Annotated in this window: 14 protein-coding genes and 1 tRNA gene; 10 read left to right on the top strand and 5 right to left on the bottom strand. The window is 57.7% G+C overall.

Going from position 1 to position 14,045, the window contains the following annotated elements:
* The coding region (locus BEN49_RS03165; protein WP_239691796.1) for a zinc-binding dehydrogenase at window positions 1-646 on the top strand (646 nt) is incomplete at its 5' end.
* Window positions 647-804: 158 nt separating this feature from the next.
* Window positions 805-1,068, top strand: a complete 264-nt coding sequence (locus BEN49_RS03170; protein WP_070740650.1) for a hypothetical protein — start codon at window positions 805-807, stop codon at window positions 1,066-1,068.
* 107 nt (window positions 1,069-1,175) lie between these two features.
* Here BEN49_RS03170 and rfaD read toward each other — a convergent pair whose 3' ends face one another.
* Window positions 1,176-2,144 carry an ADP-glyceromanno-heptose 6-epimerase gene (gene rfaD, locus BEN49_RS03175; RefSeq protein ID WP_070740653.1) on the bottom strand — a complete coding sequence of 323 codons (969 nt, stop codon included), beginning with the start codon at window positions 2,142-2,144 and terminating at the stop codon, window positions 1,176-1,178.
* Window positions 2,145-2,273: 129 nt separating this feature from the next.
* On the opposite strand from rfaD, the gene BEN49_RS03180 reads away from it, so the two are divergent.
* Complete coding sequence (locus tag BEN49_RS03180; protein ID WP_070740654.1) at window positions 2,274-2,687, top strand: 6-pyruvoyl trahydropterin synthase family protein; 414 nt, start codon at window positions 2,274-2,276, stop codon at window positions 2,685-2,687.
* Window positions 2,688-2,787: 100 nt separating this feature from the next.
* Window positions 2,788-3,897, top strand: a complete 1,110-nt coding sequence (gene lpxB / locus BEN49_RS03185) for a lipid-A-disaccharide synthase (RefSeq protein WP_070740657.1) — start codon at window positions 2,788-2,790, stop codon at window positions 3,895-3,897.
* Window positions 3,898-4,003: 106 nt separating this feature from the next.
* Here lpxB and clpX read toward each other — a convergent pair whose 3' ends face one another.
* Entirely contained in the window at window positions 4,004-5,227 is a 1,224-nt protein-coding gene (gene clpX, locus BEN49_RS03190; RefSeq protein ID WP_070740660.1) for an ATP-dependent Clp protease ATP-binding subunit ClpX, read from the bottom strand.
* Window positions 5,228-5,548: 321 nt separating this feature from the next.
* Here clpX and BEN49_RS27530 point away from each other — a divergent pair, with 321 nt between their 5' ends.
* Window positions 5,549-5,713 (top strand): hypothetical protein, encoded by a 165-nt coding sequence (locus BEN49_RS27530; RefSeq protein WP_158022730.1) that lies wholly within the window; start codon window positions 5,549-5,551, stop codon window positions 5,711-5,713.
* Between the two features lie 228 nt (window positions 5,714-5,941).
* On the opposite strand, the gene BEN49_RS03195 is transcribed toward BEN49_RS27530, so the two are convergent.
* From BEN49_RS03195 to BEN49_RS03205, 3 genes are all read right to left on the bottom strand, one after another.
* Entirely contained in the window at window positions 5,942-6,649 is a 708-nt protein-coding gene (locus BEN49_RS03195) for a ClpP family protease (protein ID WP_068234850.1), read from the bottom strand.
* Window positions 6,650-6,795: 146 nt separating this feature from the next.
* Entirely contained in the window at window positions 6,796-8,124 is a 1,329-nt protein-coding gene (gene tig / locus BEN49_RS03200; protein ID WP_070740663.1) for a trigger factor, read from the bottom strand.
* 103 nt (window positions 8,125-8,227) lie between these two features.
* A tRNA-Leu gene (locus BEN49_RS03205) sits at window positions 8,228-8,309 on the bottom strand.
* Between the two features lie 139 nt (window positions 8,310-8,448).
* Between BEN49_RS03205 and BEN49_RS03210 the strand changes: the two genes are divergently transcribed.
* The 5 genes from BEN49_RS03210 (at window position 8,449) to BEN49_RS03230 (ending at window position 13,370) form a co-directional block, all read left to right on the top strand.
* Window positions 8,449-10,653, top strand: a complete 2,205-nt coding sequence (locus BEN49_RS03210; RefSeq protein WP_070740664.1) for a RelA/SpoT family protein — start codon at window positions 8,449-8,451, stop codon at window positions 10,651-10,653.
* A gap of 10 nt (window positions 10,654-10,663) precedes the next feature.
* A complete protein-coding gene (locus tag BEN49_RS03215; RefSeq protein WP_083325721.1) occupies window positions 10,664-10,996 on the top strand; it encodes a CHY zinc finger protein in 333 nt (110 codons plus the stop codon).
* Between the two features lie 192 nt (window positions 10,997-11,188).
* Window positions 11,189-11,653, top strand: coding sequence for a Fur family transcriptional regulator (locus BEN49_RS03220; protein WP_070740676.1), 465 nt, complete (start codon window positions 11,189-11,191; stop codon window positions 11,651-11,653).
* Entirely contained in the window at window positions 11,650-12,003 is a 354-nt protein-coding gene (locus BEN49_RS03225) for an STAS domain-containing protein (RefSeq protein ID WP_070740667.1), read from the top strand. The genes BEN49_RS03220 and BEN49_RS03225 overlap by 4 nt, the downstream gene beginning before the upstream one ends.
* Window positions 12,004-12,101: 98 nt before the next feature.
* The gene (locus BEN49_RS03230) at window positions 12,102-13,370 is read left to right on the top strand and encodes an adenylosuccinate synthase (protein ID WP_070740671.1); all 1,269 of its coding nucleotides are present in this window, start codon (window positions 12,102-12,104) and stop codon (window positions 13,368-13,370) included.
* Window positions 13,371-14,045: the final 675 nt, after the last annotated feature.

Genomic DNA, 14,045 nt, shown 5'->3' on the forward strand with positions numbered 1-14,045 from the left:
CGCCGAATACGTGCGGCCGCTGCCCCGCGCACCTCAGCGCGGCCCAGGGCGCGGCGCTGCCGCTGGCGGCCTCACGGCCTACCGGGCGGCCTTCAGCCGGGCGCAGGCCCAGCCCGGCGAGCGGGTGCTCGTCACGGGCATCGGCGGGGGCGTGGCCATTGTGGCGGCGCAGCTGTGCGTGGCGCGCGGCTGCGAGGTGTGGGGCACTTCGAGCAGCGACGAGAAGCTGGCCGGCCTGCCCGCCCTGGGCCTGCGCGGCGGCATCAACTACAACGCCGCCAACTGGGTGAAAGATCTGGTGAAGCAGGCCGGGGGCCCCTTCGATGTCATCATCGACAGCGCCGCTGGGGCTGCCTTTGGGGCCCTGCTCGACGCCGCCGCGCCCGGTGGCCGCATCGTGTTCTACGGTGGCACGCTGGGCAACATCCCGCAGATTCCCCCGGGCAAGGTTTTCTGGAAGCAGCTCAGCATCTTGGGCTCGTCGATGGGCTCGGCGCAGGATTTTGACGACCTGCTGGCTTTGGTAACGGAAAAGCAAATCGTGCCCGTGGTGGACGAAATATTTCCCCTGGCCGAAGCCGAAGCCGCCCTGCGCCGCATGGAAGCCGGCCAGCAGTTTGGCAAAATCGTGCTGCAAATAGCGTAGCTATACGCTAGCTGAAACCGGGGCCCTGAGGAGTATTTATATCGCTGATAAACAGTGAGTATAATTTAGTTTTGGGGGCCCAGCGCGGGAATGAAAAGCCGATTTTTTTGGTTAATAAAGCAACCAGAAACTCCTGCCAAAACCTACTCGTTTCCGCCATGAAAGCACCTGCCGAATACCTCGCCTCGCACGTATTTGAAGCCCGCCGCCCGCGCCGCGACCTGCAACCTGTAGTGGCCTACTCCGATGCCCTCCAGGCCCTGGAGCAAGCCCTGGCCGACGCCGAAAAGTATAAGTACCTGCTCATGCGCGCCCTGCGCCGCCACGCCGACGACGGGGCCCCGCGCTCGGCCGCCTCGGTCCTCACCGAGGCCCCTGTGCGCCCCATGTACCCCGCAGCCGAGCAGCGCCTGGTCGCGTAGCGCAAGCCATTTAACCAATAAAAAAACCGCCAGCTCCCAGCTGGCGGTTTTTTATTCAACTCATACGTACACAAAAATGGTAGCGCCCGGGGCCCTACCGCCGCCGGCTAGTAATACTGGTCGGGCAGCAAGTACTGCTGCACGTAGTCGCGGATGCCCTCTTCCAGCGTGGCAAAGGCGTTGGGGTAGCCGATGCTGTGCAGCTTGCGCATATCGGCCTGGGTGTAGTACTGGTACTTGTCGCGGATGTCCTCCGGCGTGTCGCGGAAGCGGATGTCCACCGGGGCCCCCAGCGCCGTGAACGTGTTCAGGGCCAGGTCCATGAAGGTGCGGGCCGTGCCGCTGCCCAAGTTGTAGAGGCCCGAGTCTTTGCGGTGATGCATCAAAAAGTAGCACACTTCCACCACATCTTTCACATACACAAAATCGCGCATCTGGCCGCCGTCCACGTAGTCGGGGTTGTGCGATTTGAAGAGCGTCATCGAGCCATTTTGCTGGATTTGCTGGAAGGCGTGGAAAATGACCGACGCCATGCGGCCCTTGTGGTACTCGTTGGGTCCGTACACGTTGAAAAACTTCAGCCCAGCCCAGAAATATGGTTTTTCCGCCTGTTCCACGGCCCAGTTATCAAAGTCGTTTTTCGACTCGCCGTAGGGGTTCAGCGGGCGGTAGAGGGGCAGCAGCGCATCGTCGGCATCGGAGTAGCCCAGGGCCCCGTCGCCGTACGTAGCCGCCGAGGAGGCGTACACCAGCGGGAGCTGGTACTGGCAGCAGGCCAGCCACATCTGCTTCGAATAGTTCAGATTTAGCAGATCGAACACGGCCGGGTCCATCTCCGCGGTATCGGTGCGGGCCCCCAGGTGAAACACGAACTCCACCTGCGCGTGGTGCTCGTCGAGCCACGCAAAAAAATCTTCGCGGTCCACGTATTCGCGCAGCTTTTTGCCTTCGAGGTTGCGCAGCTTTTTCTCCACCGAGAAGTTGTCAACGACCACCACGTCGTTGAAATTGGCCGCGTTGAGGCGGGAAACGAGGGCGCTGGCAATAAAGCCCGCCGCACCGGTGACGACTATCATAAGCTGTAAAAGATGGGGCCCCAAAGGTAGGGCCCGCCCGCCCGCGGGGCCCCACCGGGGGGCCGCGGGCGTATATTTGCACCGAAAATACGGGAAGCGGCGGGCCGGCGCGTTTCCCCCGCCCGCCCCATGATTTACGTTAGCCGCCACGAGCATTTCAACGCCGCCCACAAGCTGCACAACCCCAAGTGGAGCGACGAGCGCAACCGCGAGGTTTTTGGGCCCTGCGCCAACGTCAACTGGCACGGCCACAACTACGACTTGGTAGTAACGGTAAAGGGCACGCCCGATCCGGACACCGGTTTCGTGGTCGACCTCAAGGCCCTATCCGACCTTATCAAGGAGCACGTTACCAGCCAGGTCGACCACAAAAACCTCAACCTCGACGTGCCGTTCCTAGCTGGCCAAATGGCCAGCACCGAAAACCTGGCCGTGGCCTTCTGGGAAATCATTGCCCGCGAGCTGCCCGCCATCACGCCCGCCCAGCTCCACTGCGTTAAGCTCTACGAAACGCCCCGCAACTTCGTGGAATACTACGGCTAAGCCAATTAAAAATTAAAAATTATGGATTAAAAATGCCCCGTTTACTCTGGCGAGGGCAGGAGCGATTTTTAATTTTTAATTCATAATTTTTAATTCAAAAATGAAATACTACCTCATTGCCGGCGAACGGTCGGGCGATTTCCACTCCGCTGACCTCATGCGGGCCCTGCGCACGGAAGACGCTGCCGCCGAGTTCCGCTTCTGGGGCGGCGACCTGATGCAGGCTATTGGCGGCGAGCAGGTGCACCACTACCAGGACCTGTCCATCATGGGCTTCCTGGAGGCTGCCACCAGCGTGCTCAAGTTCCGTGGCTACCTCAAGGAGTGCGAAAAGGACCTGCTGGCCTACAAGCCCGATGTGCTCATCCTGGTCGATTACGCAGGCTTCAATTTGCGGGTGGCCAAGTTTGCCAAGGCCCAGGGCCTCAAGGTATTCTATTATATTTCGCCCAAACTCTGGGCTTGGAACGAGGGCCGCGTGGAGCAGGTGAAGGCCCGCGTCGACAAAATGTTCGTCATCCTGCCCTTCGAGGAAGAGTTTTATAAGCGCTTCAACTATCCCGTCGATTACGCCGGCAACCCCACGGCCGACGCAGTAGCCGAATTCGTGCCCACGGCCGATTTCTTCGTGCGCAATCAGATTGACAAGGACCGGCCCATCATCGCGGTGCTGCCGGGCTCGCGCAAGCAGGAAATCGAGGAAATGCTGCACGTAATGCTCGCCATCCTGCCGCCGTTCATGGATTACCAGTTTGTGGTGGCCGGCGTCGACAACCTCGACCGCAACTATTACCAGCACTTCGAGCGCAACGGCATCCGCCTGCTCTTCGACCAAACGTTCGACCTGCTGAGCCACGCCACGGCGGCGCTCGTCACCAGCGGCACCGCCACGCTCGAAACGGCCCTTTTCAGCGTGCCCCAAATTGTGTGCTACCGCACCAGTGCCCTGAGCTACACCATTGGCAAGATGCTCATCAAGGTGCCCTATATCTCGTTGGTAAACTTAATTGCCGGCCGCGCTGTGGTGAAAGAGATGATTCAAAACGACTTCACAGCCCGCAACCTGCTCGACGAGTTGAAAAAGCTCCTCACCGATGACAATTACCGCGCGCAAATCCAAACTGGCTACGCCGAAATACGCGCCAAGCTCGGCCAACAGCAAGCCGCCAAAAAAACGGCCGCCCTAATGGTGAAATACTTGAAAGAGTAAGTTTTGCACCGAGTTAAAACGAGGGAGGGGAGTTTCACAGAGGTCAATACTCCCTGTGAAACTCCCCTCCTTCTTTTTAACTCGGTGCAAAACCTCGCTGGGGGCCCTAGGCGGCCCGCATGTGCCGCAGCGGCGACTTCTCAAACTTGCTACGGGCGTAGCCCAGGTTGATAACCAACTCGTTGGCGCCCACTTCGTCGGGCATTTCGAACATGGCATCGGTCATGATGCTCTCGCAGATGGAGCGCAGGCCCCGGGCCCCCAGGCGGTACTCGTCGGCCTTGTCCACGATATACGCCAGGGCCTCTTCGGTGAAGTCGAGCTCGATTTTTTCCATCCCGAATAGCCGCTTGTACTGCTTCACGAGCGAGTTCTTGGGCTCGGTTAGGATTTGGCGCAGCGTGGTCTTGTCCAGCGGGTTGAGGAAGGTGAGCACCGGCAGGCGGCCAATCAGCTCCGGAATCAGGCCGAACGATTTCATATCCTGAGCCGACACGTAGCGCAGGAAGTTTTGGGTGTCCACCTGCTCTTCCAGGTTTGTCTTGGCGAAGCCCATCGGCTTGGTGTTCAAGCGGCTCTTAATGATGCGGTCGATGCCCGAAAAAGCCCCCCCGCAGATGAAGAGAATGTTCTCGGTGTTCACCGAAATCATTTTCTGCTCGGGGTGCTTGCGCCCGCCCTGGGGCGGCACGTTGATGGCCGTGCCTTCGAGCAGCTTCAGCAAGGCCTGCTGCACGCCCTCGCCGCTCACGTCGCGCGTGATGCTGGGGTTATCGCTCTTGCGGGCAATCTTATCAATTTCGTCGATGTAGACAATACCGCGCTCCGCCGCCTCCAGGTCGTAGTCGGCCGCTTGCAGCAGGCGGGTGAGGATGCTTTCCACGTCCTCGCCCACGTAGCCAGCCTCCGTCAGTACGGTAGCATCGGCGATGCAGAAGGGCACTTGCAGAATCTTGGCCAGCATGCGCGCCAGGAAGGTTTTGCCGGTGCCGGTTTCGCCCACCATGATGATGTTGGACTTCTCAATCTGCACCTCATCTTCCTGAGGCTTCTGCATCAGGCGCTTGTAGTGATTGTACACCGCTACCGACATCACGCGCTTGGCTTCGTCCTGGCCAATTACGTACTGATCAAGGTGTTCCTTAATGGCGCGCGGCTTGATGAGGTTAAATTTGGGCTGTTTGCCGGCCTCTTGGGCTTTGGCTTCCTCTTCGAGGATGAGCTGGGCTTGGCCCACGCATTTTTCGCAGATGTGGGCGTTGATGCCCGAAATCATAACAGCGACTTCGCGCTTGCTGCGGTTGCAAAAAGAACAGGATATTTCGGCCACGGAGAAAGATAGTGCAGTAGGAAGTAATAGGAAGCCCGTTTTTCCAGCAAAAGGGATACAAAGGTACAAGGCTTGCGGCCGTCAACGCCGCGCAAGGCCCATTTGGTGCCATTGTTGGCCAATAACTAGGGCCCTGGGCGGCAAGTAAGCGGTGAAGAAAGCCCCGATGTGGGACGTAAAAACGGGTAGTTTTACCTGTATTTTAACCAATTACTGCCCAATACATTTGTACAACTTTTCCCGGGCGCGTGGTTTGGAGCTTCTGCTACCCCGGGGGCCCCAAGCCACGCGCCTGGCCCGGCCACCTTTTTACTTCCGATCATGCGACTATCAGCCGAGCACTTGCAATTGGTTTTTATGGCTTCCACCGTCACGCCCACTTCGGCAGCGGGCTGGATATTTACCACTACGCCAGTGCCCCAGCCGGTGCCATCCAACCTGGTTTGTACGCCTTTGGTCATCCGCCTGGCTGTGGTCGCCTACTGAACGCTACGCTTCACCTGGGGGCCCAGGGCCAACGGCGCAATTTTCCCTTTCTCTCCACTCATCTCCAACAAACTTATCCGCTTAGCCGCGTCATAGGCTTCGGCCATTGGCAGCCATGCTGCACGCGCTTCTGGGCCCCAATAAAAAACCCCTGCTAGCTTAGCAGGGGTTTTTTTACCGCTTGAAATATCGGGCAAGCCGCCATTCCGTTCTTTAGCGGATAGTGGCCTAGCTGGCTTTCTTCTCCAGTACTTCGTCGATCAGGCCGTATTCTTTGGCTTCGTCGGCCCGCATCCAGTAGTCACGGTCCGAGTTATCATGAATTTCCTGGTACGTTTTGCCAGTATGCTGGGCCAAAATGTCATACAGCTCTTTCTTGAGCTTCAGAATTTCGCGGGCCGTAATCTCAATGTCCGACGACTGCCCTTGGGCCCCGCCCGACGGCTGGTGAATCATAACGCGGGCGTGCGGCAGGGCCGAACGCTTGTTGGCCGCGCCCCCGGCGAGGAGCACCGCGCCCATCGAAGCGGCGAGGCCAGTGCAAATCGTGGCCACGTCGGGGTTCACGTACTGCATGGTGTCGTAGATGCCCAAGCCGGCGTACACCGACCCGCCGGGCGAGTTGATGTAGAGCAGGATGTCTTTCTTGGCATCCGCCGACTCCAGAAACAGCATTTGGGCCGTCAGGATGTTGGCCACGTAGTCGTCCACGGCCGTGCCGAGGAACACGATGCGGTCCATGATCAGGCGCGAAAACACGTCGATTTCGGCGAAACGCGTGGGGCGCTCCTCAATCACCGAGCGGGTCATGCCCGTGGGCATGATGAGGCCGCCGCGGGTCTGGCCTTCCACGTGTTGGATGTACTGGTCCACGCCCAGGCCGCTCAGGCCCTGGTGCTTCACGGCAAACTTGCGGAATTCTTGTTTATTCAGCATTAGAAGGAAAAATAAGGGGGTAAGCAGTCGCTGGCCCGGTGGCAAAACAAAAGACGGTTCCGGGGCCCTGATGTTGTAAACAAACGGACAATAAAAAAGCCCTTACCGTCAAAGTAAGGGCTTTTCCGAATCAAAACCTGCGCAGCTTAGCTGTTCAGGTTTCGGAATTCTTCGGCCGTTACGGGCTTGTCCGTAACAACAACTTTGCCGCGCAAGTTTTCGAGCACTTTCTCTGCCAGAATGGCCTCGTACTCGGCCACGTACTGCTTGCCGTTATCCTGCTTGAGGTAGCTGTCGGCGTAGCCGCGCATCGACTCGCGCATGTCGTCGGGCATGTTGGGCATGCTGAACTGGCCCATGATCTTGTCGAGCGTGCGGTCCACAATCTCGTCGTTGCTCACTTTCAGGTCGGCCTTTTCCACCACCTTGTTGCGGATCAGGCTCCACTTCAGCTCCTTCTCGTAGTCGCTGTAGTGCTCCTCCACCTGCTCGGCGGTGAGCTTGCCGGCGTTGGCGCGCACCAGCCACTTCTTGAAGAACTCGGCGGGCAGCTTGATGTCCAGTCCGGTCACCAGCTTCTCCACAATGGCGTTGTTCAGGGCCCCGTCGCTCTCGCGGTCGTAGTTCTGCTGCATCGTCTCGCGCACCTTGGCGTCGAATTCCTCCTGGCTCGACACAGCCTCGGGGCCGAATACTTTGTCGAACAGCTCCTGGTTCATCTCTGGGGCAGCCGTGCGGTTAATTTTCTCTACGTTCAGCACGTAGTCGCCGCTGGCGGCTTCGGCCTCGGTCTTGTTCAGGCCCGAGAAGCCGGCAATGGCCGCCGCGTCGTTGTCAAAGGCACTTTTCAGGTCAAACGTCAGCACGTCGCCGGCCTTTGCGCCGATGAACTGCTCCGCGCCGTTCTTCACCTTATTAATGGGCAGCAACACCGTACGGCCTTCGCCTTCCTCGTCGGCCTTTTTCAGCTTGCCGAACAGGTAGTCGTTGGCTTCTGAGGCGTCGGGGTTAGTGGTTTCGCCGTACTGGCGGGCAATCTGCTCGTTGGTCTGCTCGATGGTGTCGTCGTCGAGGCTCACCTGGTGGCGCTCCACTTCCACGGTGCCGTCGGCGGGCAGCTCCACCTCGGGCAGCAAGCCCAGCTCAAACTGGAAGGCAAACTCTTTGGCGGTGTCAAAGTCCACGTCGCTGGCCACCGGCAGGGCCTCGCCCAGCAGGCGCAGGTTTTGCTCCTTCACGTAGCCATCGACGGCCTTGCCCAGGGTTTTGTTGATTTCGTCGGCCAGAATGCCTTTGCCGTACATCTTTTTCACCATGCCCACGGGCACTTTGCCGGGGCGGAAGCCCTTCACCTGGGCCCGCTTGGTGTAGTCCTTAATTTGCGCGTCCACGGTGGCGGCGTAGTCGGCTTCGGTCAGATGCACGGTCAGCAGCCCGGTCAGCTGCTCGTCGTTGCGGTCCAGCGTAATGTTCATTAGCGGCAAAAGAGGGCCCCCGCCGCGCGGGCACCCATCGGGTTAGTGGTAAAAAGAAACCCCCAACCGCAAAGCTGAGGGCCAGAAAAACATTGTAAAAAAGTGCGGATAGAGGGACTCGAACCCACACGCCTTGCGGCACCAGATCCTAAGTCTGGCACGTCTACCAATTTCGCCATATCCGCGGCAGTTCCCTGGGCCAATTGCTTCGGGCCCGCAAAGGTACGGATTGTTCGTTAGGTTCGCAAAATCCCGCCGCTTATCCGATAGGGCCCCGGCGAGGGTCCAACACTTTTTTCGGCCCGCGCTTGTTATTTTACCACTATGTCCCCCGTCATCGATATCGAAGCCGAGCGCCAGGAAATCCTGCGCCAGTACCGCCGCCTGCTGCGCACCGCCAAGCCTTACCTGCACGGCGACGACGCCAAACTCATCAAAAAGGCCTTCAACACCAGCCTGGAGGCCCATAAAGACATGCGCCGCAAGTCGGGCGAGCCCTATATTCTGCACCCGCTGGCCGTGGCCCAGATTGCGGTGGAGGAAATTGGGCTTGGCACCACCAGCATCGTGTCGGCCCTACTACACGACGTAGTGGAGGATACGGCCTGGGAAATTTCCGACGTTGAGCGCGAGTTCGGTCCTAAAGTGGCCCGCATCATCGACGGGCTGACCAAGATTTCGGGCGTGTTCGACTACGGCACCAGCGAGCAGGCCGAAAACTTCCGCAAAATGCTGCTCACGCTGAGCGAAGACGTGCGCGTTATCCTCATCAAGCTCGCCGACCGCCTGCATAACATGCGGACGCTCGACTCGATGCCGCGCCACAAGCAGCTCAAAATCGCCTCCGAAACGCTGTACCTCTACGCCCCGCTGGCCCACCGCCTGGGCCTCTACGTCATCAAAAGCGAGCTAGAGGACCTGTACCTGAAGTACACCGATACGGAGGTGTACACCGATATCAAGGACCGCATCAAGCAGAGCCAGATCGCCCGCAATCGCTTCATCAAGGATTTTGTGCAGCCGATCGAGGAGGAGCTGAAAAACCAAGGCTTCCAGTTTGAAATCAAAGGCCGGCCGAAAAGTGTCTACTCCATCCTCAAAAAGATAAAAAAGCAGAACATACCATTTGAGGAAGTATACGACCTGTTCGCCATCCGCGTGATTCTGGACGTGCCGCCGGAGCAGGAAAAGGCCGCCTGCTGGCAGGTGTATAGCGTTGTGACGGACTTTTACCAGCCCAACCCCGACCGGCTACGCGACTGGGTGAGCACGCCCAAGGCCAACGGCTACGAAAGCCTGCACACCACCGTCATGTCGCGCACGGGCCAGTGGGTGGAGGTGCAGGTGCGCTCGCGCCGCATGGACGACATCGCCGAAAAAGGCTACGCCGCCCACTGGAAGTACAAAACTGCCGACCCCACCCACGCCGAATCGAGCTTGGAAACGTGGGTGAACAAGGTGCGCGAGTCGCTGGAAACCAACAACTCCAGTGCGCTCGAATTCATGGACGAGTTCCGCCAGAACTTGTTCATGAAGGAGGTGTATGTGTTTACGCCCAAGGGCAAGCTCATCATCCTGCCCGATAAGGCCACGGCCCTGGATTTTGCCTTCGACATCCACACCCAGATTGGGATGCGCTGCTTGGGGGCCAAGGTGAATCAGAAGCTGGAGCCCCTGAGCTACCAGCTGCACAACGGCGACCAGGTAGAAATCCTGACCTCGCACAAGCAACGCCCCACCGAGGAATGGCTGACCTACGTTACCACGTCTAGGGCCCGCTCAAAAATTAAGGAATTCCTGCGCGACGACAAGCGCGCCAAGGCTGAGGACGGCAAGTTCATCCTCGAAAAGCGGCTGGAGTTGATTGGCGTGGCATTCACGCAGGAAAACTTCAACCGAGTATTAGCTTATTTTAACGTTCCCACGGCCCAAGATTTTTACTACCGTTTGGCGGTGGGCCAGCTCGACGGCCGCGAAATCCGCGAGGCCCTCTTCACCGAGGTTATTCCCACGCCCCGGCCACCAGCGCTCCAGCCCAAATCGTTCGACCACGAGGTGCAGAAAATCCGGGGCGTGCGGCCTGATATGTTGGTAGTGGGCGAGCGCACGGCCCAGTTCAACCATAGCTTGGCTCGCTGCTGCAACCCCATTCCCGGCGACGACGTGTTCGGCTTCGAAACCGACCAGGGCCTCATCATCCACCGCACCAGCTGCCCCCGCGCCGTCGATTTAATGTCGAACTACGGCAACCGCATCGTGCGCGCCAAGTGGACGGAGCAGTCAGAGTTGGCATTCTTGGCCGGCATTCGCCTCAAAGGTTCCGACCGGGTGGGCATCGTGAACGATATCACCCGCATCATTTCCACCAGCCTGAAAGTGAACATGCGCTCCATCACCGTCGATTCGAACGATGGATTTTTCGAAGGCCAAATCATGGTTTTTGTCAACGACACCGACCACCTCACCAAGCTCATTCAGCGGCTGATCAAGGTGAATGGCGTGCTGCAAGTAGAGCGCTTTGACTCCTGAGCCAACCGCCTTGGGGCCCCCAGCAGCCATTACCTGCCACGGCGTCGGGGTAAACGAGCGTACCCAGTGCGCCCACTACCACTCCGAGCGCGATATAATTGCTATCAAATTCAAGTGCTGCGATGCCTTTTACGCCTGCATCCAGTGCCACCATGAAACTGCTGGTCACGTCCCGGTTGTTTGGGGCAAAGCCGAGCGCGGCACCAAAGCCATCCTCTGTGGCAATTGCTACCACACGCTGAGCATTGCGGAATACTTCGCCTGCGGCAACACCTGCCCGCAGTGCCAAGCCGCCTTCAACCCTGGCTGCGCCAATCATTACGATCTTTACTTTAAAATGTAAAAAGCCGACCCTTTGTTAAGTGTTTGCTTTTATCCATTACCTCCCGTGAATTCCCCCAAAATGTCATCTTCTTCCAACGTAGCCGTTGCCAAGGGCCCCGCCAAAACGACAGGGCAGGAGGTAGGCGGCTCTTCTGAAACTGGCTATGCCGCCAAGCACACCCCTAGCGTAGCCTCGCAGGCCCCGCTAAACGTGGACAAGTTGGAGGAGGTCAAAAAAATATTTACGGCCCACCTCGAAAATAAAGGCCTGCGCAAAACGGCCGAACGCTACGCCATTCTTGAGGAGATTTACGCCCGCTCGGGCCACTTTGATGTGGAGGAGCTGTACGCCGGCATGAAGGCCCGCAACCTGCAAGTGAGCCGCGCTACGGTGTACAACACCTTGGATCTGTTGGTGGAACAGGGCCTCGTTAGCAAGCACCAGTTTGGCCGCAACCTTGCCCAGTATGAGAAGAGCTACGGCTACCGCCAGCACGACCACGTTATCTGCACCGAATGCCATAAAGTGGTGGAATTCTGTGACCCCCGCATCCACGGCATCCAAACGATGGTGGGAGACCTGCTGAACTTCCATATCTTGCACCATTCTTTAAACCTTTACGGCATCTGCGGCGACTGCCGCGCCAAAGCTGCCCGCTCCCAAGAGCCCGCATGACCACCACCAGCACCCTGCGCGACGGTATCCTTTTCATAAGCCTTGCCGGCGACCTGGTAGGGCCCCCCGATACCGCGGCGTTCGTGCAGGCTGCCAATGACTACCTAAGCGCCGACGGCATCAGCTGTGCCGTTGACTTGGCCGAAATTCGCTACATCAACAGCACGGGCATGGGAGTACTCGTATCATTGCTCACCAAGTTCCGTACCCGCGGCGGCGAACTGGTCCTAATTAACCCCGCCGACCACCCGCGTAAGCTGCTGGCTCTCACCAAACTCAATAATATTTTCGCGGTGGTTCCCACCGAAGCCGCTGCCCACCAACAACTTCTCACAGCCGCCTCCTCCTAGGCGGCTGTTTTTTTGCCTTCACTTTTTTCAATGCCGGCCGGCAACGCACTCTTTCAGCATGGTGCCCGGTTAGCTAAGCTTCCCAAATTTCAAGTAAGATGCCCGTAGATGTATTAGTAGGCCTCCAGTGGGGCGACGAAGGCAAAGGCAAAATTGTGGATGTGCTCGCGCCCAGCTACGATGCCGTTGCCCGCTTCCAAGGGGGGCCCAACGCTGGCCACACCCTCACCTTCGATGGTACAAAGCACGTGCTGCGCCAAGTGCCAAGCGGAATTTTCCATCCCCACATCCTCAACGTAGTGGGCAACGGCGTCGTGCTCGACCCCGTTGTGTTCCGCGAAGAGTTGCAGAAACTCACCGAGAGGGGCGTCGATTGGAGCAAAAATCTCTACATCTCCAAAAAGGCGCAGCTCATCCTGCCCTCGCACCGGGCCCTCGACCGCATCAGCGAAGAGGCGCGCGGCAACACCAAAATCGGCAGTACCCTGAAAGGTATCGGCCCAACGTATTCCGACAAGATCGGCCGCGTGGGCCTGCGCGTCGGCCACATCTTGCTGCCCGATTTCCAGCAGCGTTACAAGGAAGCTGTGGCGCATCATGCCAGCATTGCCGCTCCTTATAATAAGGAGTTGGAAATTGAAGCGCTGGAAGAAGAGTTCTTCTCCGCTATCGAGTTCCTGCGCACCCTGCAACTTACCGACACCGAGTATCTCCTCAACGACTTGCTCGCCCAAGGCAAGCGCATTCTTGCCGAAGGGGCCCAGGGTTCGCTGTTGGACATTGACTTTGGCACGTATCCCTACGTTACCTCGTCCAGCACCATTTCAGCTGGGGCTTGCACCGGCCTCGGTATTGCTCCGCGTCACATAGATAAAGTGTACGGCATTACCAAAGCTTACTGCACACGTGTCGGCAGCGGTCCCTTTCCCACCGAGCTGGAAGATGCGGTAGGGGAAGAGATCCGCAAGGCTGGCCGCGAGTTTGGAGCCGTTACCGGCCGCCCCCGGCGTTGCGGTTGGATTGACTTACCCGCGCTGCGCTACGCCATCATGCTCAACGGCGTTACTGAACTCCACCTAATGAAGGCAGATGTTCTCGATGGCTTCACCGAGATTAGGGCGTGTACCCACTACCGCACCGCTACGGGCGAAACAACCCCCAAACTGCCTGATCCGGGCGAATTGAACGGTATCACGCCTGAGTACCTCACTCTACCCGGCTGGAACACCGACTTAACAAATATTACGGACACTGGTCAACTGCCTGAAAACTTGCAAGCCTACTTAGCTTTTCTCGAGCGGGAATTGCAGGTACCCATTAGTATTGTCAGCGTCGGGCCGGACAGGGTAAGTACCCTTTTTCGCTAGCCGAAACCTATTATTTATGTGCCCGGGGCCCCATTAGAGCTGTGTAAAGGCTCTAATCCCCTACTTTTCAAGTATATTATTTCAAGTATATTAAAGGAGTGGTCCATAAACCATTTCCTCATTCGCATACCCGTGCAATGAATATGACCGATCCACCTAGCGAACCAAGATAATTCTCGCATCACATTTTTCTGCCATAATGTCAACCAGTTAAGGTCGCGTGCGCGATAAATCTTTCATTTAATACCGTTATGCTAAGGAGGCGCCCTTATCTTTACAGTCCCAAAACGCCAACCGGGCAACGGGATACGAGGTTGAAAGAGATAGGAAGCCAAATAAATTGTTTGCTTCGCTCGAGTAAGTGTATTGATAACGGTGTTCTAAGTTTATTTTTCGAAGGCATTGTAAACCTCGAAAAGATCGCCTTATCTTTGCACCCCGCTTCAATAGGAAGCAGTAAGAACTGGTTTTAAGAGCAAGAAAATCTTAAATTTCTTTGTTTAAAAATTGGAAGTTTAAAATAATTACTTACCTTTGCACTCCCAATCGAAAAGTAGGGAGTTTGGTTGAGAAAAAGGGGCTGGTTGGCCGGCCCGCACGGTTGCTTCAACAGGAAGCGGCGTACGTTCTTTGAATGACGGAAATAGACAAATAGTAAGGGAGCCGGCCGCGCGA

Source organism: Hymenobacter coccineus (assembly GCF_001816125.1).
GTDB classification, from domain to species: domain Bacteria; phylum Bacteroidota; class Bacteroidia; order Cytophagales; family Hymenobacteraceae; genus Hymenobacter; species Hymenobacter coccineus.